This window comes from Pseudomonas sp. P1_C12 (assembly GCF_056406435.1).
Window position 1 is genome coordinate 209,552 of sequence record NZ_JBFUAE010000008.1, and the last position, 23,373, is coordinate 232,924.

Annotated in this window: 20 protein-coding genes and 1 pseudogene; 18 read left to right on the plus strand and 3 right to left on the minus strand. The window is 60.4% G+C overall.

Going from position 1 to position 23,373, the window contains the following annotated elements; all coding sequences use genetic code 11:
• Window positions 1–57: 57 nt before the first annotated feature.
• Both AC1D19_RS16425 and AC1D19_RS16430 read right to left on the minus strand, forming a co-directional pair.
• A complete protein-coding gene (locus AC1D19_RS16425) occupies window positions 58–822 on the minus strand; it encodes a methyl-accepting chemotaxis protein (RefSeq protein ID WP_477763834.1) in 765 nt (254 codons plus the stop codon).
• Between the two features lie 93 nt (window positions 823–915).
• Window positions 916–1,950 (minus strand): annotated as a pseudogene (locus tag AC1D19_RS16430) (HAMP domain-containing protein); the annotation flags it as partial.
• Window positions 1,951–2,232: 282 nt separating this feature from the next.
• Here AC1D19_RS16430 and AC1D19_RS16435 point away from each other — a divergent pair.
• Both AC1D19_RS16435 and AC1D19_RS16440 read left to right on the plus strand, forming a co-directional pair.
• Complete coding sequence (locus AC1D19_RS16435) at window positions 2,233–2,487, plus strand: hypothetical protein (protein WP_007975531.1); 255 nt, start codon at window positions 2,233–2,235, stop codon at window positions 2,485–2,487.
• A 30-nt stretch (window positions 2,488–2,517) separates the two neighbouring features.
• Complete coding sequence (locus tag AC1D19_RS16440) at window positions 2,518–3,087, plus strand: lipocalin family protein (protein ID WP_477752627.1); 570 nt, start codon at window positions 2,518–2,520, stop codon at window positions 3,085–3,087.
• Between the two features lie 106 nt (window positions 3,088–3,193).
• On the opposite strand, the gene AC1D19_RS16445 is transcribed toward AC1D19_RS16440, so the two are convergent.
• Window positions 3,194–4,558, minus strand: a complete 1,365-nt coding sequence (locus AC1D19_RS16445) for a formimidoylglutamate deiminase (protein ID WP_477763807.1) — start codon at window positions 4,556–4,558, stop codon at window positions 3,194–3,196.
• A 146-nt stretch (window positions 4,559–4,704) separates the two neighbouring features.
• On the opposite strand from AC1D19_RS16445, the gene hutC reads away from it, so the two are divergent.
• From hutC to dtd, 16 genes are all read left to right on the plus strand, one after another.
• Complete coding sequence (hutC, locus tag AC1D19_RS16450; protein WP_173677901.1) at window positions 4,705–5,415, plus strand: histidine utilization repressor; 711 nt, start codon at window positions 4,705–4,707, stop codon at window positions 5,413–5,415.
• Window positions 5,416–5,425: 10 nt separating this feature from the next.
• Window positions 5,426–5,995, plus strand: coding sequence for a HutD/Ves family protein (locus AC1D19_RS16455; RefSeq protein WP_477763808.1), 570 nt, complete (start codon window positions 5,426–5,428; stop codon window positions 5,993–5,995).
• Between the two features lie 444 nt (window positions 5,996–6,439).
• Window positions 6,440–8,122 carry a urocanate hydratase gene (gene hutU / locus AC1D19_RS16460; protein WP_223457541.1) on the plus strand — a complete coding sequence of 561 codons (1,683 nt, stop codon included), beginning with the start codon at window positions 6,440–6,442 and terminating at the stop codon, window positions 8,120–8,122.
• Window positions 8,123–8,298: 176 nt separating this feature from the next.
• Entirely contained in the window at window positions 8,299–9,771 is a 1,473-nt protein-coding gene (locus tag AC1D19_RS16465) for a purine-cytosine permease family protein (protein WP_477752624.1), read from the plus strand.
• A gap of 69 nt (window positions 9,772–9,840) precedes the next feature.
• Entirely contained in the window at window positions 9,841–10,809 is a 969-nt protein-coding gene (locus AC1D19_RS16470) for an ABC transporter substrate-binding protein (RefSeq protein WP_477752623.1), read from the plus strand.
• 70 nt (window positions 10,810–10,879) lie between these two features.
• Window positions 10,880–11,731: an ABC transporter permease gene (locus AC1D19_RS16475; RefSeq protein WP_046039591.1), complete on the plus strand. Its 852-nt coding sequence runs from the start codon at window positions 10,880–10,882 to the stop codon at window positions 11,729–11,731.
• Entirely contained in the window at window positions 11,728–12,558 is an 831-nt protein-coding gene (locus AC1D19_RS16480; protein ID WP_007975542.1) for a quaternary amine ABC transporter ATP-binding protein, read from the plus strand. The genes AC1D19_RS16475 and AC1D19_RS16480 overlap by 4 nt, the downstream gene beginning before the upstream one ends.
• A 141-nt stretch (window positions 12,559–12,699) precedes the next feature.
• On the plus strand, window positions 12,700–14,223 hold the full coding sequence (hutH, locus tag AC1D19_RS16485) for a histidine ammonia-lyase (RefSeq protein WP_477763809.1): 1,524 nt from the start codon (window positions 12,700–12,702) through the stop codon (window positions 14,221–14,223).
• A gap of 118 nt (window positions 14,224–14,341) precedes the next feature.
• Window positions 14,342–15,874: a histidine ammonia-lyase gene (gene hutH, locus AC1D19_RS16490; protein ID WP_477752202.1), complete on the plus strand. Its 1,533-nt coding sequence runs from the start codon at window positions 14,342–14,344 to the stop codon at window positions 15,872–15,874.
• A gap of 109 nt (window positions 15,875–15,983) precedes the next feature.
• A complete protein-coding gene (locus AC1D19_RS16495) occupies window positions 15,984–17,393 on the plus strand; it encodes an amino acid permease (RefSeq protein ID WP_477752201.1) in 1,410 nt (469 codons plus the stop codon).
• A 17-nt stretch (window positions 17,394–17,410) separates the two neighbouring features.
• On the plus strand, window positions 17,411–18,616 hold the full coding sequence (gene hutI, locus AC1D19_RS16500) for an imidazolonepropionase (protein WP_477752200.1): 1,206 nt from the start codon (window positions 17,411–17,413) through the stop codon (window positions 18,614–18,616).
• A 10-nt stretch (window positions 18,617–18,626) separates the two neighbouring features.
• A complete protein-coding gene (hutG, locus tag AC1D19_RS16505) occupies window positions 18,627–19,430 on the plus strand; it encodes an N-formylglutamate deformylase (RefSeq protein WP_477763810.1) in 804 nt (267 codons plus the stop codon).
• 211 nt (window positions 19,431–19,641) lie between these two features.
• Window positions 19,642–20,598 (plus strand): choline ABC transporter substrate-binding protein, encoded by a 957-nt coding sequence (locus tag AC1D19_RS16510; RefSeq protein ID WP_477763811.1) that lies wholly within the window; start codon window positions 19,642–19,644, stop codon window positions 20,596–20,598.
• 146 nt (window positions 20,599–20,744) lie between these two features.
• A complete protein-coding gene (locus AC1D19_RS16515) occupies window positions 20,745–21,650 on the plus strand; it encodes an alpha/beta hydrolase (RefSeq protein ID WP_477763812.1) in 906 nt (301 codons plus the stop codon).
• 104 nt (window positions 21,651–21,754) lie between these two features.
• Window positions 21,755–22,726 (plus strand): prolyl aminopeptidase, encoded by a 972-nt coding sequence (pip, locus tag AC1D19_RS16520; protein WP_477752196.1) that lies wholly within the window; start codon window positions 21,755–21,757, stop codon window positions 22,724–22,726.
• Complete coding sequence (dtd, locus tag AC1D19_RS16525) at window positions 22,723–23,160, plus strand: D-aminoacyl-tRNA deacylase (RefSeq protein WP_477752195.1); 438 nt, start codon at window positions 22,723–22,725, stop codon at window positions 23,158–23,160. The genes pip and dtd overlap by 4 nt, the downstream gene beginning before the upstream one ends.
• The last annotated feature ends 213 nt before the right edge of the window (window positions 23,161–23,373 follow it).

Below are 23,373 nucleotides of genomic sequence, written 5' to 3' on the forward strand. Positions count from 1 at the left end.
TGCGACAAAGATTCCTGTAGGAGCGAGCCTGCTCGCGATGGGGCCTTCAGTACCGCCTCAGATCCTGAAGCTACCAACTAGCTGCTTCAACCGCGCCGCCTGCTGCTCAAGATCAGCACACGCACGCAAGGTCGACTGCAGGTTCTCCACACCTTCCTGGTTCAGCATGTTGATCTCTGTGATGTCGACGTTGATCGACTCCACCACGGCCGTCTGTTCTTCAGTGGCAGTGGCGACCGACTGATTCATGCCATCGATCTCACCGATGCGCTGGGTCACGCTGCCCAGGCGTTCGCCCGCCTGGTTGGCGATGCCGACGCTGCTTTCGCTCTGGCGCTGGCTGTCAGTCATGATGCCCACCGCTGCCCGGGCGCCGACCTGCAGTTCTTCGATCATCGTCTGCACTTGCTGCGCCGAGTCCTGGGTGCGGTGAGCGAGGTTGCGCACCTCATCGGCCACCACGGCAAAACCGCGACCGGCCTCGCCAGCGCGGGCCGCTTCAATGGCGGCGTTGAGCGCCAGCAAGTTGGTTTGCTGGGAGATGCTGGTAATCACTTCCAGGATCTGCCCGATGTTGACCGTATTGCTATTGAGGGTTTCGATGTTGCCGCACGAATCGCTGATCTTGGCCGACAGCTGCTGCATCGCCGCGATGGTTTTATCCACCACCTGTTGGCCGTCTTCGGCCAGGCTGCGGGCATCGCTGGAATGTTGCGAGGCGAGGGCGGCGTTCTGGGCGATCTCCTGGGCGGCGGCACCGAGCTGGTTGATCGCCGCAGCGACGCTGCTGGTGCGCGAGGCTTGCTGGTCGGAGTTGTACATCGACGAGTTCGAGGCGGCGACTACACGCAACGCCACTTCGTTGACCTGGCCGGTGGCCGAGGACACTTCGATGATCGAGGTGTGAATGCGCTCGACGAAGCGGTTGAACGACAGCCCCAGCGCGCCGAATTCGTCATGGCCGTGAATGGTCAGGCGTTTGGTCAGGTCACCTTCGCCTTCGGCGATGTCGTGCATGGCGCGGCCCATGGTCAGCAGCGGCTGCATCAGCAGGCTGATCAGCATGCCCAGCAGCGCAATGATGATCACTATAGCAATCACCATGGCGATGATTGCCGAGGTGCGGAATTCGCTGAGCATCGAGAACGCCGTTTCCTGATCGAGCACCAGTGCCACGTACCAGTTCGCCGATGGCACGCCGTTGACGTGGGTGAAGGAGATGAACTGGCGCTTGCCGTCGATCTCGACTTCTTTCATGCCCGGGCTGACTTTGGGTGTGTCGCTCGGATAGGCCTCGGTCAGGTTCTTGAGCACCAGCTTGCTGTCCGGGTGAATCAGGATCTTGCCGTCGGCACCGACGATGAACGCATGACCGTGACCGCCGAAGTTCAGCGAATTGATGATCGCGCTGACGCTGGACAGGTCGATGTCGGCGCCTGCGACGCCGATCATCTGGCCCTGGTGCTGCACCGGGGTGGCCACGGTGATCACCAGTTTGCCAGAAGACGCGGCAATGTACGGTTCGGTGACGATGGTCTGTTGTGCGCTATTGGCCGCCTTGTACCAGCCGCGGGCGCGAGGGTCGTAGTCCGCCGCACGGTTGCCCGCCGGGACCGAGAACATCACGCCGTCGGCACCACCGAAGTAGCTCAGCTGGAAGTTGCCGGTGTAGGCGGGCAGGTCGATGATTCGTTTCAGGCCAGCGGGAGCATTGCCGTCGGCGTTGATCTGTTGGGCCATCGACTGCAGCAATTGCATGCGGCTTTCCAGCCAGGTCTGGATGTTGCTGGTGGTCAGGCTGCCGAGTTCCTGCATCGAGGCTTCGGTGCTGTTGCGCAAGGTTTGGCGCTGGCGATAGTCGTTGAACAGGATGAAACAAGCGAATGCGACGGCCACCACGAGGGCGGCAGCCAGCAATATCTTGTGGCTGAACTTCATGTTTCTGGTCATGGATGAGCTACCGCAGAGGGGCTGTTCTACAAAATGGGGGAGCAAATGCCACCGACGTGGCTTTGCGTTGCATTTATGTCGACTGAACGGCGCCAAAGATTAGGCGAATTCTCTGAAAAACGACGAAATGCTCGATGAATAAGGAAAGTGGCTGATTTTCGGCAAAAGGTAGACGAGTGGCCCGATAAATAGCCTGCCGGGCACGGAACCTCGCAGGGGTTTTCTCTTCTAAGCTTCAGCTTGGCAGCCATGCCAATCCCCTACGCCCCCCGGAGTTTCACCATGTCGCTGCGTTCCATCGCCCTGCTTTCGTTTTGCGTGTTGCTGGCTGCCTGCAGCAAAGTCAATCAGGAAAACTACTCTAAGCTCTCGGCCGGCATGGCCAAGGCCGATGTGGAGACCCTGTTGGGCAAACCTGCCGATTGTTCAGGTGCGCTCGGCATGTCCAGTTGCACCTGGGGCGACAAGAACAGCTTTATCAGCGTGCAGTTCGCCGGTGACAAAGTGCTGATGTTTTCCGGCCAAGGCCTGAAGTAAACCGGGGCGTTTGCCCGCGGGAGAAAAATAATGAAGCGGTTATTGATCATCCTTTTTGCCGGTCTGTTGTTGGCTGGCTGTGCCACGTCTGGCCCGGACCCATTGGCCCCCAAGACTGTCAAAAGTGTCAATCTCAAGCGCTACCAGGGCACCTGGTACGAGTTGGCGCGCATGCCGATGTACTTCCAGCGCGACTGCGCGCAATCCGAAGCCCATTACACGCTCAAGCCTGACGGTAACGTGGCGGTGTTGAACCGCTGCCTGACGGCGCAGTGGCAATGGGAAGAGGTCAATGGCACGGCTTATCCACAGGTGCCCGGCAAGGGCGACAAGCTGTGGATCGAGTTCGATACCTGGTTCTCCAGGCTGATCCCGGGTACGGCGAAGGGCGAATACTGGGTGCTGTACGTCAGCGATGACTACAAGACCGCCATTGTCGGGGATCCGAGCCGGAAGTATTTGTGGCTGTTGTCGCGCACGCCGACCGTGAATGGTGTGGTGCGTGAGGAACTGCTGAGCAAGGCGCGTCAGCAGGGTTACGACACAACGCGGCTGATCTGGCGTGCGTCGGAACAGCAGATGGCCGAGACGTCCAACTAACAACGCATGACCCTGTAGGAGCGAGCTTGCTCGCGATGGAGTATCAGACACAACGATGTCGACTGACACACCATCGCGAGCAAGCTCGCTCCTACAGGGTTTTGTGTCAGCCTAAAAGTTCGCGCAGGACTTGAGTGAAGGCGCGGCTGCTTTCTTCCTCGTCAGCATGCCGCCCGTCACGCACCACCCACTGGCCGTTCACCAGCACATCCCGCACCTGGCGATCACCGCCGGCAAACAACCAGCGGTTGAGAATCCCGTCGCCGCTGGCCGTTGCCAAATACGGATCGTTGCCATCGAGCACCAGCCAGTCGGCGCGTTTGCCGACTTCCAGCGCGCCAATCGGCTGGCCTAGCGCCTGAGCACCGCCATCCAGCGCCGCATCGAACAACGTGCGGCCAACCATTGGCTGATCCGCGCCATACAAACGATTACGCCGCTGGTCGCGCAGACGCTGGCCGTATTCCAGCCAGCGCAATTCTTCCACCACGCTCAATGACACATGGCTGTCGGAACCAATACCCATGCGGCCGCCCTGGGCGAGGAAATCCACCGCCGGGAAAATCCCGTCGCCCAGGTTGGCTTCGGTGGTCAGGCACAGGCCGGCGATGGCGCGACTCTTGGCCATCGACGTGACTTCTTCCGGGTTGGCGTGGGTCGCGTGGACCAGGCACCAGCGCTGATCGACGTCGACGTTTTCGTACAGCCATTGCAGCGGACGACGACCGCTCCAGGTCAGGCAGTCATCGACTTCCTTCTGCTGCTCGGCGATGTGGATGTGCACCGGGCATTGCTTGTCACTGGCTGCCAGCACTTCGCTGATCTGCTGCGGCGTGACAGCGCGCAGCGAGTGGAAACACAGGCCCAGGGCTTGCGCCGGTTGCTGCGCCAGCACCGGTTGCAGGCGCGATTGCAGCTTGAGGTAGTTTTCGGTGCTGTTGATGAAGCGGCGCTGGCCTTCGTTCGGGGTCTGGCCGCCGAAACCGGAGTGGCTGTAGAGCACCGGCAGCAGGGTCAGGCCGATACCGGCGGAACCCGCGGCCTGGCTGATACGCAGGGCCAGTTCGGCCGGGTCGGCATAAGGTTGGCCGCTAATGTCATGGTGTACGTAATGAAATTCCGCCACCGATGTGTAACCGGCCTTGAGCATTTCGATGTACAGCTGACGAGCGATGACGCCGAGTTGTTCCGGGCTGATTTTTCCGACGAGGCGATACATCAGGTCGCGCCAGGTCCAGAAACTGTCGTTCGGATTGCCCGCCACTTCCGCCAGCCCGGCCATGGCCCGCTGGAAGGCGTGGGAGTGCAGGTTCGGCATGCCAGGCAGCAGCGGACCGCTTAACCGTTCGGCGCCATCTGCGTTGGAATCGGCCTGGATATGGGTCAATACGCCGTCGGCGCTGACCTCAAGACGTACATTGTTGGCCCATCCACTAGGCAGCAGCGCGCGTTCGGCAAAGAAGGCGGACATGGTTCAGCACCCCATCGTGTGTTATTTGTATATACATATACAGACGTTTGCCTGCCCGGTAAACTCCGGCAAGCTAGCGACATCAATCAAATGACCAAGGATTAACCGTGCCGACTCCGCCTCCAGTCTCTCCGTTGGCCGCGAACATGGGCGACAGTCCGGCGCCCTTGTACGCCCGCGTCAAACAAATGATCACCCAGCAAATCGACAGTGGAAACTGGCCGCCGCACTACCGCGTTCCGTCGGAAAGCGAACTGGTCAGCCAGTTGGGCTTCAGCCGCATGACCATCAACCGCGCCCTGCGCGAGATGACCGCCGATGGCCTGCTGGTGCGCATGCAAGGCGTCGGCACATTCGTCGCCGAGCCGAAAAGCCAGTCCGCGCTGTTTGAAGTGCACAACATTGCCGATGAAATTGCCTCTCGCGGTCATCGCCACACCTGCAAGGTCATCACCCTTGAAGAAGAGGCCGCCGGCTCCGAGCGCGCCCTGGCCCTGGACATGCGCGAAGGGCAGAAGGTGTTCCACTCGCTGATCGTGCATTTCGAAAACGATATTCCGGTGCAAATCGAAGACCGTTTCGTCAATGCGCTGGTGGCGCCGGACTACCTCAAGCAGGACTTCACCCTGCAAACGCCCTACGCCTACCTGAACCAGGTCGCGCCGCTGACCGAAGGCGAGCACGTGGTCGAGGCGATCCTGGCCGAGTCGTCCGAATGCAAATTGCTACAGATTGAAAAGGGCGAGCCTTGCCTGCTGATTCGCCGCCGCACCTGGTCCGGTCGTCAGCCAGTGACCGCCGCTCGCTTGATCCACCCCGGTTCCCGTCATCGTCTGGAAGGTCGGTTTCATAAATAGAGAGCCATAAATGAGCAGTCTGAAAGTTTTACGTGCGCTCGATTACCCGCGCATGCCGTGGAAAAACGGCGGCGGCAGCACCGAAGAAATCACCCGCGATGCCGGCACTGGCCTGGATGGGTTTGGCTGGCGCCTGTCGATTGCCGACATTGGCGAGTCGGGTGGGTTTTCCACCTTCGCCGGTTACGAGCGAGTGATCACCGTTTTGCAGGGCGATGGTATGAGCCTGACGGTGGATGGCCAGGACACGCGGCCACTGTTACCGCTGGACCCGTTTGCCTTCAGTGGTGAAAGCAAGGTTTCCTGCACGTTGCTCGGCAGTCCGATTCGCGATTTCAACCTGATTTACGCGCCGCAGCGTTACGGTGCGCGGTTGCAGTGGTTGAGTGGCGAGCAGCGGTTCTTCAGTTCGGCGCGCACGGTGTTGGTGTTCAGCATCGGCGAAGCACTGGAAGTGGTGGTCGGTAACAACGCTTCGCAACTTGGCCGGCATGATTGCCTGCAACTGGACGGTAACACTGGCCTGCTGGAAATCTCCGTTAATAGCCCATGCTGTGTGATTGAGCTGACCGCACGCTGATTCTGAATTTTCAAAAGATCGCAGCCTTCGGCAGCTCCTACATGGGATGCTTTGCACCCTGTAGGAGCTGCCGAAGGCTGCGATCTTTTGCTTTTCAGCGTTCCCGAAAGCGCACCATGTTGTTACCGAACGCCCCAGCGTGGCGCAAAACCACGCTCAAGTAACAAAACCCCCTCGCCACAAAAATCCTCCCGAAAATATTTCATCTTCGCCAGAACCCTTGTTCCAGGCGCTCTCCAGCCGTTTCAGATTTTTTCTTGAATGCTCATCCGGCAAGTTGGCCGCTTGATTGCATATGCTTGTATGTACAAGTAAAGACGTATGCGTATGAGTCACGAGGACTCAACCATCGTCCACTGATTCGCCGGTGTGCACTGATATGCCCATTGGCTTGCTCGCCCACTGCCTGGGTTGGTTTGGATTGATTGCTGAGGAGTCTTTTTCGTGACTGACATTAAACCTACTAAGTTTCGTGACGTTGAAATCCGTGCCGCACGTGGTAACAAGCTGACCGCCAAGAGCTGGCTGACCGAAGCGCCGCTGCGCATGCTGATGAACAACCTCGACCCGGAAGTCGCCGAGAACCCTAAAGAACTGGTGGTTTACGGTGGTATCGGTCGCGCTGCACGTAACTGGGAATGCTACGACAAGATCGTCGAAAGCCTGACCAACCTGAACGACGACGAGACCCTGCTGGTGCAATCCGGCAAGCCGGTCGGCGTGTTCAAGACCCACAGCAATGCCCCGCGCGTACTGATCGCCAACTCCAACCTGGTTCCACACTGGGCGAGCTGGGAACACTTCAACGAACTCGACGCCAAAGGCCTGGCCATGTACGGCCAGATGACTGCCGGCAGCTGGATCTACATCGGCAGCCAGGGCATCGTCCAGGGCACCTACGAAACCTTCGTTGAAGCCGGTCGCCAACACTATAACGATGACCTGAAAGGTCGTTGGGTCCTGACCGCAGGCCTCGGTGGCATGGGTGGCGCTCAGCCTCTGGCCGCGACCCTGGCTGGCGCTTGCTCGCTGAACATCGAATGTCAGCAGGTCAGCATCGATTTCCGTCTGAAAAGCCGCTATGTCGACGAGCAAGCAACCGATCTCGACGACGCGCTGGCCCGCATCGCCAAATACACCGCCGAAGGCAAAGCGATTTCCATTGCCCTGCTGGGTAACGCGGCAGAAATTCTCCCGGAACTGGTCAAGCGCGGCGTGCGCCCGGACATGGTTACCGACCAGACCAGCGCCCACGATCCGCTCAACGGCTACCTGCCGGCCGGCTGGACCTGGGACCAGTACCGCGCTCGCGCCAAGACTGAACCTGCCGCTGTGATCAAGGCCGCCAAGCAATCGATGGCCGTGCACGTCAAAGCGATGTTGGACTTCCAGAAAATGGGCGTACCGACTTTCGACTACGGCAACAACATCCGTCAGATGGCGCAAGAAGAAGGCGTGGAAAACGCATTCGACTTCCCGGGCTTCGTACCAGCCTACATCCGTCCGCTGTTCTGCCGTGGCATCGGCCCGTTCCGTTGGGCTGCACTGTCGGGCAACGCTGAAGACATCTACAAGACCGACGCCAAGGTCAAAGAGCTGATCCCGGACGACGCCCACCTGCACAACTGGCTGGACATGGCCCGTGAGCGCATCAGCTTCCAGGGTCTGCCGGCACGTATCTGCTGGGTTGGCCTGGGCCTGCGCGCCAAGCTGGGTCTGGCGTTCAACGAAATGGTCCGTAGCGGCGAGTTGTCCGCGCCGATCGTGATCGGTCGCGACCACCTGGACTCCGGTTCGGTATCGAGCCCGAACCGCGAAACCGAGTCCATGCAGGACGGTTCCGACGCCGTGTCCGACTGGCCACTGCTCAACGCCCTGCTCAATACCGCGAGCGGCGCGACCTGGGTTTCCCTGCACCACGGCGGCGGCGTCGGCATGGGCTTCTCTCAGCACTCGGGCATGGTGATTGTCTGCGACGGTACTGACGAAGCGGCCGAGCGTATCGCTCGCGTGCTGCACAACGACCCGGCCACCGGTGTCATGCGTCACGCCGATGCCGGTTACCAGATCGCCATCGACTGCGCCAAGGAACAAGGGCTGAACTTGCCGATGATTACCGGCAAATAAAGAAAGCGGGCCTTGGCCCAATGCAAACCTGTAGGAGCTGCCGAAGGCTGCGATCTTTTGGCGTCGTTACTGACGCCGAAGATCAAAAGATCGCAGCTTCGTTTCACTCGACAGCTCCTACACAGCTCCTACACAGATACAACCAACACCGACCAACAATCCACAGAGGTTGAACCATGGCTGTTAACAGCGATCGTGCAGGCAACAAACCGTTGATCGAGAAGCGCTCGATCGACTACATCCCGGAAGCGGAAAGACACGGTCGTCTGTTGAGCCAGTTCACCCTGTGGATGGGTGCCAACCTGCAAATCACCGCGATTGTCACCGGGGCCCTGGCCGTGGTGCTGGGCGGCGATGTGTTCTGGTCGTTGATCGGTCTGTTGATCGGTCAACTACTGGGTGGCGGCGTGATGGCGCTGCATGCCGCGCAAGGGCCCAAGCTCGGCCTGCCGCAGATGATCTCCAGCCGGGTGCAGTTCGGCGTGTACGGCGCGGCGATCCCAATCGTGCTGGTCTGCTTGATGTACCTGGGCTTCACCGCAACGGGAACCGTGTTATCCGGGCAGGCGCTGGGCCAATTGTTTGGCGTCAGCGACACCGTCGGTATCCTCCTTTTCGCCAGTGTCATCGTGCTGGTCACAGTGCTCGGTTATCGGGTGATCCATTGGATCGGCCGTGTTGCCAGTGTCATTGGCGTGATTGCCTTTGTTTATCTGTTCAGCTGTCTGATGAGCCAGGTTGACGTTGGCGCACTGTTGCAAATCCGCCACTTCAGCTGGAGCAGTTTTTTGCTCGCGGTGTCGCTCGCGGCGTCCTGGCAGATCGCCTTCGGCCCTTATGTGGCTGACTATTCTCGCTACCTGCCGAGCAAGATTTCCTCGGTGAAAACTTTTTTTGCCGCAGGCGCAGGTTCGGTTATTGGTGCACAGGTGGCGATGGTCCTCGGCGTGTTCGCTGCCGCTTCGGCCAACGGGCAATACGCCGGCCACGAAGTGGCCTACATCGTTGGTCTTGGCGGTACCGGTGCCACCGCTGCGCTGCTGTACTTCAGCATCGCCTTTGGCAAGGTCACCATCTCCACGCTGAACTCCTACGGCAGTTTCATGTGCATTGCGACCATCATCAGCGGTTTCCGGGGTGACCTGAAGGTAACGCGCTTGCAACGTCTGGTCTTCGTGCTGGTCATCGTCGGTGCTGCGACCCTGATGGCGTTGCTCGGTCAGCACTCGTTCCTCGGTGCGTTCAAGTCCTTCATCCTGTTCTTGCTGGCGTTCTTCACGCCCTGGAGCGCGATCAACCTGGTGGACTACTACTGCATCACCCGCGAGCGCTATGACGTGCCGGCGCTGGCCGACCCGAACGGTCGCTACGGCCGCTGGAACCCACTCGGGATCAGCGTCTATGTCTTCGGTGTGCTGGTGCAACTGCCGTTCATTTCCACCAAGTTCTATACCGGTCCGCTGGTGGCGGCCCTGGGTGATGTGGATATTTCCTGGATCATCGGTCTGGTGCTTCCCGCAGCCCTGTATTACCTGTGCGCAAAAAAATGGCACGGCACAGTGCCCGATCAATTGATCCTGCCGGTCGAGCAGGACAGCGTTGTACAACCTAAAAAAAGCGGGGCCGGTCGCGCTGCGGCGCAGGCCTGATTGGACGTGGACAGGGCTGGATGCCTCTTGACTGCCGTAAGCCAACTCATGATTAGGAGCGTCACAACAATGAAATCGAACAAGACCCTGCTGACCACATTGCTTTCCATGGGCCTGCTGGCCAGCGCCGGCGCCACTCAGGCGGCGGGTTGGTGCGAGTCGGGCAAACCGGTGAAGTTCGCCGGCCTGAACTGGGAAAGCGCCATGCTGCTGACCGACGTGTTGCAAGTCGTGCTGGAGAAAGGCTACGACTGCAAGACCGACAGCCTGCCAGGCAACTCCATCACCATGGAAAACGCCCTGAGCAGCAACGACATTCAAGTGTTCGCCGAAGAGTGGGTCGGCCGCAGCGAAGTCTGGAACAAGGCCGAGAAGGCCGGCAAAGTCGTCGGTGTCGGCGCGCCAGTGGTGGGTGCCGTCGAAGGCTGGTACGTGCCGCGCTACGTGATCGAAGGCGACGCCAAGCGCAAGCTGGAAGCCAAGGCGCCGGACCTGAAAAACATTGCCGACCTGGGCAAGTACTCGGCGATTTTCAAGGATGCCGAAGAGCCATCCAAGGGTCGTTTCTATAACTGCCCGGCCGGTTGGACCTGTGAGCTGGACAACAGCGAAATGCTGAAGAGCTACGGCCTGGAAAGCACCTACACCAACTTCCGCCCAGGCACCGGCCCGGCGCTGGATGCCGCTGTGCTGTCGAGCTACAAGCGTGGCGAGCCGATCCTGTTCTACTACTGGTCGCCAACCCCGCTGATGGGCCAGATCGACGCGGTGAAACTCGAAGAGAAACCAGGCGTGAACAAGACCGTGGATATCAAGGTCGGCCTGTCCAAGACTTTCCACGACGAAGCGCCTGAATTGGTGGCCGTGCTGGAAAAGGTCAACGTGCCAATCGACCTGCTGAACCAGAACCTGGGGCGCATGACCAAAGAGCGGATCGAATCACCAAAACTGGCCAAGATCTTCCTGAAGGAACATCCTGAAGTCTGGCACGCATGGGTGAGCGAAGACGCAGCCAAGAAAATCGACGCGGCCTTGTAGGTTGGGCTTCTCCGACTGTCGGCGACGGCAGTCGGATGCTTGATCGCAACCCCTTGATTGAGAGTCTCTTATGTTTCCCGAAAGCTTTACCTTTTCCATCGCCGACTGGGTCAACGGTTGGGTCGATTCGCTGGTCACCAACTACGGTGACGTGTTCCGGCACATCTCCGACACCCTGTTGTGGGCCATCGTCAATCTCGAAGGCCTGCTGCGCGCTGCACCCTGGTGGCTGATGCTGGCGATCGTGGCTGGTGTGGCCTGGCACGCGACCCGCAAGGTCGTGACCACTGCCGTCATCGTTGGTTTGCTGTTCCTGGTGGGGGCGGTTGGCCTCTGGGACAAGCTGATGCAGACCCTGGCACTGATGATGGTGGCGACGATCATTTCGGTGTTGATCGGCATTCCGCTGGGCATTCTCTCGGCGCGCAGCAACCGCCTGCGTTCGATACTGATGCCATTGCTGGACATCATGCAGACCATGCCGAGCTTCGTGTACCTGATTCCGGTGCTGATGCTGTTCGGCCTGGGCAAGGTCCCGGCGATTTTCGCTACCGTGATCTACGCCGCGCCGCCGCTGATCCGCCTGACCGATCTGGGCATTCGCCAGGTCGACGGCGAAGTGATGGAAGCGATCAACGCCTTCGGTGCCAACCGCTGGCAGCAACTGTTCGGCGTGCAACTGCCGCTGGCCCTGCCGAGCATCATGGCCGGGATCAACCAGACCACCATGATGGCCCTGTCGATGGTGGTGATCGCCTCGATGATCGGTGCCCGTGGTCTGGGTGAAGATGTGCTGGTGGGGATTCAGACCCTCAACGTCGGACGTGGCCTTGAAGCCGGTCTGGCGATCGTGATTCTGGCTGTGGTGATCGACCGCATTACACAGGCGTACGGTCGCGCACGGCATGAGGTGAGCAAATGAACAACGCAACCGTGAGCAAGATCGAAGTCAAAAACGTCTTCAAGATTTTCGGCAACCGTGCCAAGGACGCGCTGGCCATGGTCGGCCAGGGCAAGACCAAGGATCAGGTGCTGGCCGAAACCGGCTGCGTGGTGGGTGTGAACGACCTGTCGCTGAGCATCGGCAGCGGCGAGATCTTCGTGATCATGGGCCTGTCGGGTTCCGGCAAGTCGACCCTGGTCCGCCACTTCAATCGCCTGATCGACCCGACCAGCGGCGCGATCCTGGTGGACGGCGTGGACATCCTGCAATACGACATGGAAGCCCTGCGCGAATTTCGTCGGCGCAAGATCAGCATGGTGTTCCAGAGCTTCGGTCTGTTGCCGCACAAGAGCGTGCTGGACAACGTCGCCTACGGCCTGAAAATCCGCGGCGAAAGCAAAGCCATGTGCGCCGAGCGTGCGCTGCACTGGATCAACACCGTGGGCCTCAAGGGCTACGAAAACAAATATCCGCACCAGCTCTCCGGCGGTATGCGTCAGCGTGTGGGCCTGGCCCGCGCCCTGGCGGCGGACACCGACATCATTCTGATGGACGAAGCCTTCAGCGCCCTCGACCCGCTGATCCGCGCGGAGATGCAGGACCAGTTGCTGGAACTGCAAAAGACCCTGCACAAGACCATCGTCTTTATCACCCACGACCTCGACGAGGCCGTGCGCATCGGCAACCGAATCGCGATCCTCAAGGATGGCCGCCTGATCCAGGTCGGCACGCCGAGAGAGATCCTGCACTCGCCTGCGGATGAATATGTCGACCGCTTTGTACAGCGTCGGGCGGCGGTGGTTTAAAAGAATTGTGGTGGCTGGGCCGGCCCCTTCGCGGGCAAGCCCGCTCCTACAAGGTGCGCGTAACCCCTGTAGGAGCTGGCTTGCCAGCGAAGGGGCCGGTAAAGCTGCATCAATATTCAGGTTGTAAGCACGAGGTTGAAGATGTCCCAGGCTGAAAAAATCGTTATCACCCAAGCGCAGGTAACTTGGCAGGACGTGGTCGCCGTGGCCCGCGATGGCGCACAGCTTGAGCTGTCGGCGCCGATCTGGGCGCGCATCGAAAACGCGCAGGCCATCGTCCAGCGCATCGTCACCAGCGGCGAACGTGCTTATGGCATCAACACCGGCCTGGGCGCGCTGTGCAATGTCTCGCTGCAGGACGAACAACTCAGCCAGTTGTCGCGTAACACCTTGCTCAGCCACGCTTGCGGCGTGGGTGCAGCGCTGAGCAACGAGCAGACCCGCTCGATCATGTGCGCCGCCGTCGTCAACTACAGCCACGGCAAATCCGGCCTGCACCGTCAGGTCGTCGAAGCGCTGCTGGCACTGCTCAACCGTGGCATCACCCCGCAAGTGCCGTCCCAGGGTTCCGTGGGCTACCTGACCCACATGGCCCACATCGGCATCGCGCTGCTGGGCGTCGGCAATGTCAGCTATCGCGGTCAGATCGTTTCCGCGCAGCAAGCACTGGCCGAAGAAGGCCTGCAACCGGTCAAGCTCGGTGCCAAGGACGGTTTGTGCCTGGTCAACGGCACACCGTGCATGACTGGCCTGAGCTGCCTGGCCATTGCCGATGCTACGCGCCTGCTGGAATGGGCCGACGTGATCGGCGCCATGAGCTTCGAAGCCCAACGCGGGCAAATCGACGCTTTCGACGCCGAGATCATCGCGCTCAAGCCGCACCCGGGTATGCAACAGGTCGGAATCAACCTGCGCGCACTGCTCGACGGCAGCGAAGTGATTGCCCAGAGCAAAGGCATTCGTACGCAAGATGCCCTGAGCATCCGCTCGATTCCGCAGGTGCACGGCGCCGCACGCGATCAACTGGTGCATGCGACCAAACAGATCGAAACCGAACTCAACGGCGCCACCGACAACCCGCTGGTGCTGGGCACCGCAGACAAATACCGCGTGGTGTCTCAGGCCAACCCCCATGGCCAGTCCGTGGCAATGGCGGCGGACCTGCTGGCGATTGCCATGGCGGAAATCGGCTCCATCGCCGAGCGTCGCCTGGACCGTTTGATCAACCCGCACGTCAGCGGCCTGCCGGCCTTTCTGGTGGCCAACCCGGGTGTGAACTCCGGGATGATGATCGTGCAATACGTCGCCGCTTCGCTGTGCGCGGAAAACCGTCAACTGGCGCAACCGGCAGTGTTGGATAACTACGTGACGTCGGGCCTGCAGGAAGATCACCTGAGCCTGGGCACCAACGCCGCGCTGAAGCTGCATCGTGCGCTGGAAAACTGCACGCAAATCCTTGCCATCGAGTATTTGCTGGCCGCCCAGGCGTTCGAATTCCTCAAGGAACAACGCTTCGGCGCAGGCACCGATGCGGCCTGGCGCCTGCTGCGTGAACGTGTTCCGGCCTACGATCAGGATCGTTGGTTGGCACCGGACATTGCCGCCGCTGCCAGCGTTTTGAAAGACCCTGTTTTGCTGCAAAAAGTCTTACCGAATTTGAACTGATTTCCCTACAAAACCAGCGTGCCAAGGCGCCACCCCCTCAAAAAGGGGGAAGCGACGGACAACGGACATCTCCGGAGCGTCTGGTTAGTTAATAGCTAACTCTCAAAAGGAGCACAAAATGACTTCTCTAAACCTGATTCCCGGTCAACTGAGCCTGGCCCAACTGCGTGATGTTTATCAGCAGCCGGTAAAAATCACCCTCGACAACAGCGCCTCGGCCCAGATCGAAGCCAGTGTTGCCTGCGTGGAGCAGATCCTCGCCGAGAATCGCACCGCCTACGGCATCAACACCGGTTTCGGCCTGCTGGCGTCGACCCGTATCGCCAGCGAAGACCTGGAAAACCTGCAGCGCTCGCTGGTGCTGTCCCACGCCGCCGGTGTCGGTCAGCCGATCAGCGACGCCCTGGTGCGTTTGATCATGGTGCTCAAGGTCAACAGCCTGAGCCGTGGCTTCTCCGGCATCCGTCGTGTGGTGATCGATGCGCTGATCGCCCTGATCAACGCTGAGGTTTACCCGCATATTCCATTGAAAGGTTCGGTCGGTGCCTCCGGTGACCTGGCGCCTTTGGCGCACATGTCGCTGGTGCTGCTGGGTGAAGGCAAGGCGCGCTACAAAGGCGAGTGGATGGAAGCCACCGAAGCGCTGAAAGTCGCCGGTCTGACTCCGCTGACCCTGGCCGCCAAAGAAGGTTTGGCGCTGCTCAACGGCACTCAAGTCTCCACCGCTTTTGCCCTGCGTGGCCTGTTCGAAGGTGAAGACCTGTTCGCCGGTGCCTTGGCGCTGGGCGGCCTGACCGTTGAAGCGGTGCTGGGTTCGCGCTCGCCGTTCGACGCACGCATCCACGCTGCCCGTGGCCAGAAAGGCCAGATCGACGCCGCGTCCGCTTACCGTGATCTGCTGGGCGAGCGTAGCGAAGTCTCCGACTCCCACGAAAACTGCGAAAAGGTCCAGGATCCATACTCCCTGCGTTGCCAGCCACAAGTCATGGGCGCCTGCCTGACCCAGTTCCGTCAGGCCGCCGAAGTGCTGGCCATCGAAGCCAACGCCGTATCGGACAACCCGTTGGTGTTCGCCGCTGAAGGTGACGTGATATCCGGTGGTAACTTCCACGCCGAGCCGGTGGCCATGGCCGCTGACAACATGGCATTGGCCATCGCTGAAATCGGCTCCCTGAGCGAACGCCGTATCTCGCTGATGATGGACAAGCACATGTCGCAATTGCCGCCGTTCCTGGTGGCCAACGGTGGCGTGAACTCCGGCTTCATGATCGCCCAGGTGACCGCAGCGGCACTGGCCAGCGAGAACAAGGCGTTGTCCCATCCGCATTCGGTGGACAGCCTGCCGACTTCCGCCAACCAGGAAGACCACGTATCGATGGCTCCGGCGGCTGGCAAGCGTCTGTGGGAAATGGCCGAGAACACCCGCGGGATTCTCGCCGTAGAATGGCTGGCGGCGGCTCAGGGTCTGGACCTGCGCAATGGTCTGAAGACCTCGCCAAAACTGGAAAAGGCCCGTGCCATTCTGCGTAACGAAGTGCCGTTCTATGAGAAGGACCGTTTCTTTGCGCCGGATATCAACGCCGCAACCGAGCTGTTGGCCTCGCGTTGCCTGAACGAACTGGTGACGACGAAGCTTTTGCCGAGCCTTTAAGGACCCCTCGCTGGCAAGCCAGCTCCTACAGGGGGGTCGCATGAACCTGTAGGAGCCGGCTTGCCGGCGATTCGATTTTGCGTCGAATAACAATAATTAGGGACGAGAAATGCAACAGCCAGAAAAAGGTTTGAAACGCGGGCTCTCTGCCCGACATATTCGCTTCATGGCACTGGGGTCGGCGATCGGCACCGGGCTGTTTTACGGTTCTGCCTCGGCCATTCAAATGGCCGGGCCTGCGGTATTGCTCGCGTACCTGATCGGTGGCGCGGCGGTGTTCATGGTCATGCGCGCCCTCGGTGAGATGGCGGTGCACAACCCGGTGGCCGGTTCCTTTGGCCAATACGCCAGTACCTATCTTGGGCCGATGGCGGGCTTCATCCTCGGTTGGACCTACGCATTCGAAATGGTCATCGTCGGCATGGCCGATGTCACCGCGTTCGGTATTTACATGGGCTTCTGGTTTCCGGAAGTCGCGCGCTGGATCTGGGTGCTGGGCATCGTCTCGGTGGTCGGCGGCTTGAACCTGTGCAACGTCAAAGTCTTCGGTGAAATGGAGTTCTGGCTGTCGCTGCTCAAGGTCGCGGCCATTGTCGCGATGATCCTGGGTGGCTTCGGCATCATGCTGTTCGGCATCAGCACGGCCCCCGGCGCCCAAGCGACAGATATCAGCAACCTCTGGAGCCATGGCGGTTTCATGCCCAATGGCGTGGGTGGCCTGATCGCCTCGTTCGCGGTGGTGATGTTCGCGTTCGGCGGGATTGAAATCATCGGTGTGACGGCTGGTGAAGCCAAAGACCCGCAGCATGTGCTGCCTCGGGCGATCAATGCCGTGCCGTTGCGCATCCTGCTGTTCTACGTGCTGACCATGTTCGTGCTGATGTCGATCTTTCCATGGCAGCAGATCGGCAGCCAGGGCAGTCCTTTCGTGCAGATTTTCGACAATCTGGGCATCAGCTCGGCGGCGACCATCCTCAATATCGTGGTGATCTCGGCGGCGATCTCGGCCATCAACAGCGATATCTTCGGCGCAGGCCGGATGATGTACGGCCTGGCTCAGCAGGGCCACGCACCCAAGGGCTTCGCGCGTTTGTCACGCAACGGTGTGCCATGGATGACCGTAGTGGTGATGAGCGCCGCGCTGCTGCTGGGCGTGTTGCTGAACTACCTGATTCCGGAAAACGTGTTTCTGCTGATAGCCTCCATCGCGACCTTTGCCACGGTGTGGGTCTGGTTGATGATTTTGTTCACCCAAGTGGCCATGCGTCGTTCCATGAGCAGTGAACAGGTCGCACAGTTGAAGTTCCCGGTACCGTTCTGGCCCTATGCGCCGATGGCGGCGATTGCCTTCATGCTGTTTATCTTCGGCGTGCTGGGCTATTTCCCGGACACCCAGGCGGCTCTGATCGTCGGCGTGGTATGGATTGTATTGCTGGTGCTTGCCTACCTGACCTGGGTGAAGCCTGCGGCGGGGCAGGCGGCACTGGTAGAGCAGGAACCTTCTTTTTCTCATCGATAACCTAACGGAGGCCACGGATGAAAACTCTCTGGCAACACTGCCACGTCGCAACCATGGCGCAAGGCGTCTACTCGATCATCGAGGACGCGGCCATCGTGACGTCAGGTGCGCTCATTGAGTGGGTCGGCCAGCGCGCTGACCTGCCGGCGGGCGAGTACTCGGTGGTCAACGATTTGCAAGGGGCCTGGGTCACACCGGGCCTGATTGACTGCCATACCCATACGGTGTTCGGCGGTAACCGCAGCGGCGAATTCGAGCAGCGTCTGCAAGGCGTCAGCTACGCGGAAATCGCCGCCAGCGGTGGCGGCATCGCCAGCACCGTGCGCGCTACCCGCGCCGCCAGCGAAGATGAACTGTTCGCCAGCGCCGCCAAACGCCTGAAAAGCCTGATGCGCGATGGCGTCACCAGCATCGAAATCAAGTCCGGCTACGGCCTGGACCTGGCCAACGAGCGCAAGATGCTGCGTGTGGCCCGTCGCCTCGGTGCCGAACTGCCGGTCAGCGTGCGCAGCACCTGTCTGGCGGCTCACGCCTTGCCGCCGGAATACGCCGATCGCGCCGACGACTACATCGATCACATCTGCGCCGATATGCTCCCGGCCTTGGCCGCCGAAGGGCTGGTCGACGCGGTGGATGCCTTCTGTGAATACCTGGCGTTCTCGCCTGCGCAGGTGGAGCGTGTATTCATCACCGCCCAGGAACTGGGCTTGCCAGTGAAGCTGCATGCCGAGCAATTGTCGTCGCTGCACGGCTCGAGCCTGGCGGCGCGTTATCACGCGTTGTCCGCCGATCACCTGGAGTTCATGACCGAGGATGACGCCATTGCCATGGCCAAGTCCGGCACGGTTGCGGTGCTGTTGCCCGGCGCCTATTACTTCCTGCGCGAAACCCAATTGCCGCCGATGGATGCCTTGCGCAAGCACGGCGTGAAAATCGCCATCGCCAGCGACCTCAATCCGGGCACCTCGCCGGCACTGTCGTTGCGCCTGATGCTGAACATGGCTTGCACCTGTTTCCGCATGACCCCGGAAGAAGCCTTGGCGGGCGCGACGATTCACGCCGCCACCGCGCTGGGCATGGCTGAAACCCATGGTTCGCTGGAAGCCGGCAAGGTCGCGGATTTCGTCGCCTGGCAAATTGATCGTCCGGCCGACCTCTGTTACTGGCTGGGCGGCGATCTGGAAAAACGCGTCGTGCGCCACGGCGTCGAATCAAGTCTGTAGGAGATCTGTTGTGGATAAGGTTCTGAACTTCAAACAAGGCCGCGTGCCGCTGCTGATCAGCATGCCCCACGCCGGTGTGCGCCTGACTCCGGCAGTCGAGGCCGGGTTGATCCCGCAGGCGAAAAGCCTGCCGGACACCGACTGGCATATCCCGCAGCTGTACGATTTCGCCGCTGAACTGGGCGCCAGTACCCTGGCCGCCGAGTATTCGCGGTTTGTCATTGACCTTAACCGGCCGTCCGACGACAAACCCTTGTACGTGGGCGCGACCACCGGTTTGTATCCGGCCACGCTGTTCGACGGCGTGCCATTGTTCCGCGAAGGGCTGGAGCCTTCGAAACAAGAGCGGGCAACCTATCTTGAGCAAATCTGGACGCCGTATCACAGCACCTTGCAGCAGGAACTGGCGCGATTGAAGGCCGAGTTCGGCTATGCACTGCTGTTCGATGCGCACTCGATCCGCTCGATCATCCCGCACCTGTTCGACGGCAAACTGCCGGACTTCAACCTTGGTACCTTCAATGGCGCCAGTTGCGATCCACAGCTTGCGGCCCAACTGGAAGCGATTTGCGCACGTCACGAAAACTACACCCACGTGCTGAACGGACGCTTCAAGGGTGGCCACATCACCCGCCATTACGGCAACCCGGTCGAGAACATCCACGCCGTGCAGCTGGAGCTGGGGCAGTGCACGTACATGGAAGAGTTCGAGCCGTTCCGTTATCGCCCGGACCTGGCGGAGCCGACGCGGGAGGTGCTCAAGGAGTTGCTGCAAGGGTTGCTGGCCTGGGGGCAGCAGCACTACAAGGGTTGAGAATCAAAAGATCGCAGCCTTCGGCAGCTCCTACATTGTTTTGCGAACACCTGTAGGAGCTGCCGAAGGCTGCGATCTTTTTTTGTCGCCACCGTGCAAAACACGGTCGCCACAGGTCGCTTCTACCGCTCGTCTGCTGCGTAATGTTCTGGCCACGGTGCACAAAGACACCGCCCCGACAATAATCCGCTGCCGCACGAGAATGCTCTCTATGACAAGCCCCAAAGGTCTGTTCACCCGCTGTCTCTCAATCTTCTGCGGCACTGCTCTGTTGAGCGCCGGCGCCATGGCCGCGGACGACGCTTCCTGTAAAACCGTGCGCATGGGCGTGGTCAACTGGACCGACGTGATCGCCACCAGTGGCATGGCCGATGTGCTGCTCAACGGTCTCGGCTACGAAAGCAAGCAAACCAGCGCCGTGCAGCAAATCATCTTCGCCGGCATCCGCGACAGGCGCCTGGACATCTTCCTCGGTTACTGGAAACCGGCGATGGATAAAAACATTGCACCCTTCGTGGCTGCCAATCAGGTCAAGGTCATGGACAAACCGAGCCTGGCCGATGCCCAGGCCACCCTCGCGGTCCCGGACTATGTGGCAGCGGCCGGGCTGAAAACCTTCGCCGACATCGCCAGATTCAAGGATCAGCTCGGCGGCAAGATCTACGGCATCGAGCCGGGCAGCGGCGCGAACACCACGATCAAGACCATGATCGAGACCAATCACTTCGGCCTGAAGGATTTCAAACTGATCGAGTCCGGTGAGGCCGGGATGCTGGCGGCCGTGCAGCGGGCGGTGAATCGCAAGGAGTTCGTGGTGTTTGTCGGCTGGACCCCGCACCCAATGAACATCAACATGAAGATCGACTACCTGACCGGCAGCGAAGACGTCTACGGGCCGAATGAAGGCGCCGCGACGGTCTCCAGCGTGACCGCGCCGGATTACGCCCAGCGTTGCCCGAACGTCAATCGCCTGCTGGAGAACCTCACGTTCAGCGCTGCCCAGGAAAGCCAGTTGATGGTGCCGATCATGGAGCGCCAAACGGCTCAGGATGTCGCGAAAAAATGGCTGCGTGACCATCCGGAGGACTTGCAGCGCTGGCTGGCCGGTGTCAGTAGCTTTGATGGCAAGGATGGCGTAGCCACGGTTCAGGCCAGCCTGAATCACTGACAGCAAACCCCTGTAGGAGCGAGCTTGCTCGCGATAAACCCGAGAACGCCGCGGGGTATCAGGATTCCCGCGTTATCGTTGACGATCATCGCGAGCAAGCTCGCTCCTACAGGGGCCATACATTCCCCTGAACGGGCACCATGTTTATGGCTCCTTACCCGCTTTCCAGGCAAATGACAGCATTCGTCGACAAAACCCTGAGTTTCAACAGCAGCGACAGCAGTATCACCGGGTTGCGCCGGGCTTACAGCGAGATGTGCCGGGCGTTTACCCCGGCGCCCCCCGCCGGGTTGTCTGTGATTGATTTCGAGTTGGCCGGTGTTGCTGTTCGTTCCTATCAACCACCGGCCAGTGGTGCGTCGTGCATCGTTTACCTGCATGGCGGTGGCTGGGTGGTGGGGGACCTCGATTCCCACGACTTCATCTGCGCCGAATTGGCATCGACACTCGGTGTACGGGTGATCGCCGTCGATTACCGCCGGGCACCGGAGTATCCGTTTCCCGCTGCGTTCGATGATTGCCTGAAGGTCTGGCGGGCACTGCGCACCGGGGCGTTTCAACTCGATCCGGAGCGCATGCTGGTGGCCGGCGACAGTGCCGGTGGCAATCTTGCGGCGGCGTTGTGCCTGGCGCTGCGCGATGCCGGCGAGCCGCTGCCGTGCGCGCAGGTTCTGATTTATCCGGGGTTGGGCGGCGATCACCGCCTGCCGTCGCGCAGTGAGTGCATCGACGCGCCGTTACTCAGCAGCAGTGATGTCGATTGCTATCACGCGCTTTACCTGCAAGGCACCCGCCACCCGAACGCCTACGCGATGCCATTGCTCGCCACGGATTTCAGCGGTCTGCCACCGGCATGGATCGCGGTGGCGCAATTCGACCCGTTGCGCGATGACGGCGTGCTGTATGCCGAGCGACTGAAGGCTGCGGGCGTGGCTGCCACGCTGTATGTCGGCGAGGGTTTGGTTCATGGCTGTTTGCGGGCCCGAGGGCAGGCGGACGAGGTCGATGCGCTGTACAAAACCTTGTTCGGATATCTGGCGGCGAAACTCTGACTTCGCACGGGCATGCTCATTGACGTAATTCGGGTTTATGATGCCGGACGGCAGAATAATAGAAGTCCCCCCAGGGATGACCTTGACCCCTTACGGAGTGCGCAATGCAGACTTTGTACCCGCAGATCAAACCCCACGCCCGGCACGATCTGGCCGTCGACGAGACTCACACGCTGTATGTCGACGAAAGCGGTTCACCGGAAGGTTTGCCCGTGGTGTTCATCCATGGTGGTCCCGGTGCCGGATGTGATGCCCAGAGTCGTTGCTTCTTCGATCCCAATCTCTATCGCATTGTCACGTTCGATCAGCGCGGTTGCGGTCGCTCCACCCCCCACGCCAGCCTGGAAAACAACACCACCTGGGATCTGGTCGCCGACCTTGAGCGGATTCGCCAGCACCTGGGCATCGACAAATGGGTGCTGTTTGGCGGCTCATGGGGTTCGACCCTGGCGCTGGCCTACGCACAAACCCATCCTGAACGTGTACACGGTCTGATCCTGCGCGGAATCTTTCTCTGCCGTCCGCAGGAAATCGAATGGTTCTACCAGGCCGGCGCCAGCCGCCTGTTCCCCGATTACTGGCAGGACTACATCGCGCCGATCCCTCTGGACGAGCGCGATGACTTGCTTGCCGCGTTCCACAAGCGTCTGGTCGGCAACGACCAGATTGCCCAGATGCACGCGGCCAAGGCCTGGTCCACCTGGGAGGGCCGCACCGCGACCCTGCGTCCTAACCCGCTGGTGGTCGATCGCTTCTCCGAGCCACAGCGTGCATTGTCGATTGCCCGCATCGAATGCCACTACTTCAGCAACCACGCCTTCCTGGAGCAGAACCAGTTGATCCGCAACATGGGCAAGATCGCCCATTTGCCCGGTGTGATCATCCATGGTCGCTATGACGTGATCTGCCCGCTGGATAACGCCTGGGAACTGCATCAAGCCTGGCCGAACAGCGAACTGCAGGTCATCCGCGACGCCGGTCATGCCGCTTCCGAGCCGGGCATCACTGACGCGCTGGTGCGCGCCGCCAATCTGATGGCCCGGCGACTGCTTGACCTGCCGCCTGAAGAAGCATGAAGGGCCTGTTGCAACGGGTGCGTGGCGCGCGGGTCGAGGTCGCGGGCGAAGTCGTAGGTGCCGTCGATCAGGGATTGCTGGTCCTGGTGGCCGTCGAGCCCGACGACACGCGGGCCAGCGCCGACAAACTTCTCAATAAGCTGCTTAACTATCGGGTGTTCAGTGACGCTGAGGGCAAGATGAATCTGTCCTTGGCGGATGTGGGTGGCGGGCTGCTACTGGTCTCTCAGTTCACTCTGGCTGCCGATACCAAAAGCGGGCTGCGTCCGAGTTTTTCGACCGCGGCCCCTCCGGCGCTGGGCGAGGAGCTATTCGACTATTTATTAAGCAAAGCGAAACAGGTGCATGGCACTGTGGCATCAGGTAGATTCGGCGCGGATATGCAGGTGCACCTGGTCAATGATGGCCCGGTAACCTTCCTGTTACAGGCCTGAAAGCGTTTGAAACAAGTTTTTACGCTCAATTCGACTGAAAACAGGACTTTTTCGCGATAAATACTTTGTTACCCCTGATGCGTTGTAACGCGGCCTACTAGATAATCGCGCGCTACGGGGATCAGCGTTCGTTGGTCCATTTTGACTTAGGTAGAGACTTGTCCGGATCCGATTGGGGAATCATTTCGCCCCAGCGGAGTCGGAACAATGCTC

Excerpts from the sequence above, each read along its gene's own strand:
- AC1D19_RS16425 (WP_477763834.1), bottom strand. The coding sequence starts at position 822 with ATGTACAACTCCGACCAGCAAGCCTCGCGCACCAGCAGCGTCGCTGCG.
- AC1D19_RS16435 (WP_007975531.1), top strand. The coding sequence starts at position 2,233 with ATGTCGCTGCGTTCCATCGCCCTGCTTTCGTTTTGCGTGTTGCTGGCT.
- AC1D19_RS16440 (WP_477752627.1), top strand. The coding sequence starts at position 2,518 with ATGAAGCGGTTATTGATCATCCTTTTTGCCGGTCTGTTGTTGGCTGGC.
- AC1D19_RS16445 (WP_477763807.1), bottom strand. The coding sequence starts at position 4,558 with ATGTCCGCCTTCTTTGCCGAACGCGCGCTGCTGCCTAGTGGATGGGCC.
- hutC (WP_173677901.1), top strand. The coding sequence starts at position 4,705 with ATGGGCGACAGTCCGGCGCCCTTGTACGCCCGCGTCAAACAAATGATC.
- AC1D19_RS16455 (WP_477763808.1), top strand. The coding sequence starts at position 5,426 with ATGAGCAGTCTGAAAGTTTTACGTGCGCTCGATTACCCGCGCATGCCG.
- AC1D19_RS16465 (WP_477752624.1), top strand. The coding sequence starts at position 8,299 with ATGGCTGTTAACAGCGATCGTGCAGGCAACAAACCGTTGATCGAGAAG.
- AC1D19_RS16470 (WP_477752623.1), top strand. The coding sequence starts at position 9,841 with ATGAAATCGAACAAGACCCTGCTGACCACATTGCTTTCCATGGGCCTG.
- AC1D19_RS16475 (WP_046039591.1), top strand. The coding sequence starts at position 10,880 with ATGTTTCCCGAAAGCTTTACCTTTTCCATCGCCGACTGGGTCAACGGT.
- AC1D19_RS16480 (WP_007975542.1), top strand. The coding sequence starts at position 11,728 with ATGAACAACGCAACCGTGAGCAAGATCGAAGTCAAAAACGTCTTCAAG.
- hutH (WP_477763809.1), top strand. The coding sequence starts at position 12,700 with ATGTCCCAGGCTGAAAAAATCGTTATCACCCAAGCGCAGGTAACTTGG.
- hutH (WP_477752202.1), top strand. The coding sequence starts at position 14,342 with ATGACTTCTCTAAACCTGATTCCCGGTCAACTGAGCCTGGCCCAACTG.
- AC1D19_RS16495 (WP_477752201.1), top strand. The coding sequence starts at position 15,984 with ATGCAACAGCCAGAAAAAGGTTTGAAACGCGGGCTCTCTGCCCGACAT.
- hutI (WP_477752200.1), top strand. The coding sequence starts at position 17,411 with ATGAAAACTCTCTGGCAACACTGCCACGTCGCAACCATGGCGCAAGGC.
- AC1D19_RS16510 (WP_477763811.1), top strand. The coding sequence starts at position 19,642 with ATGACAAGCCCCAAAGGTCTGTTCACCCGCTGTCTCTCAATCTTCTGC.
- AC1D19_RS16515 (WP_477763812.1), top strand. The coding sequence starts at position 20,745 with ATGGCTCCTTACCCGCTTTCCAGGCAAATGACAGCATTCGTCGACAAA.
- pip (WP_477752196.1), top strand. The coding sequence starts at position 21,755 with ATGCAGACTTTGTACCCGCAGATCAAACCCCACGCCCGGCACGATCTG.
- dtd (WP_477752195.1), top strand. The coding sequence starts at position 22,723 with ATGAAGGGCCTGTTGCAACGGGTGCGTGGCGCGCGGGTCGAGGTCGCG.